The 1066-nt window shown below is 57.3% G+C and carries 1 protein-coding gene; it reads right to left on the bottom strand.

Annotated features, from left to right (window positions below; translation table 11 throughout):
- A partial coding sequence (gene tuf, locus ACFSE1_RS19425) for an elongation factor Tu (protein ID WP_377405317.1) occupies nucleotides 1–1066 on the bottom strand: 1066 nt, incomplete at both ends.

The following is a 1066-nucleotide window of genomic DNA, read 5'->3' as shown; positions in this document are numbered from 1 at the left end:
CGCCTTCGCGGATAGCGAAGCGCAGCTTTTCTTCCATAGCGATCGGAACGATCAGCTCAACGTCAACCGTTACGTTGTCGCCAGGCATAACCATTTCCGTGCCTTCCGGAAGCGTAACGATACCCGTAACGTCCGTCGTGCGGAAGTAGAACTGCGGACGGTAGTTCGTGAAGAACGGCGTATGACGGCCGCCTTCTTCCTTCGTCAGGATGTAGGCTTCTGCCTTGAACTTCTTGTGCGGCTTCACAGAACCGGGCTTGCAAAGGATCTGACCACGCTCAACGCCGTTACGGTCAACACCACGCAGAAGCGCACCAATGTTATCGCCAGCCTGGCCCTGGTCCAGAAGCTTGCGGAACATTTCAACGCCCGTGCAGGTCGTCTTCGTCGTCGGACGAATGCCAACGATTTCGATTTCTTCACCGACCTTGATGATACCACGCTCAACGCGGCCCGTGACAACCGTACCACGGCCAGAGATCGAGAACACGTCTTCGATCGGCATCAGGAACGGCTGGTCGATCGGACGCTCAGGCGTCGGGATGTACGCGTCAACAGCGGCCATCAGTTCGCGGATTGCGTCTTCGCCGATCTTCTTGTCCGAATCTTCCAGAGCAGCAAGAGCAGAGCCCTTGATCACCGGAATGTCGTCGCCAGGGAAGTCGTAGGAAGACAGAAGTTCACGAACTTCAAGCTCAACCAGCTCGAGAAGCTCGGCATCGTCAACCTGGTCAACCTTGTTCAGGAACACAACGATCGCAGGAACGCCAACCTGGCGAGCCAGAAGGATGTGCTCGCGCGTCTGCGGCATCGGGCCGTCAGCGGCAGAGCAAACCAGGATCGCGCCGTCCATCTGTGCGGCACCCGTGATCATGTTCTTCACGTAGTCGGCGTGGCCGGGGCAGTCAACGTGAGCATAGTGACGGTTTGCCGTCTCATATTCAACGTGTGCCGTCGAGATCGTGATACCACGAGCCTTTTCTTCAGGAGCAGCGTCGATCTGGTCGTACGCCTTGAACTCGCCGAAGTACTTCGTGATCGCTGCCGTCAGAGACGTCTTGCCATG

Source organism: Affinirhizobium helianthi (assembly GCF_042680945.1).
GTDB lineage: Bacteria > Pseudomonadota > Alphaproteobacteria > Rhizobiales > Rhizobiaceae > Neorhizobium > Neorhizobium helianthi.
Note: the sequence above shows the minus strand (reverse complement) of the source record. Positions and strands in the feature narration are given on the sequence as shown.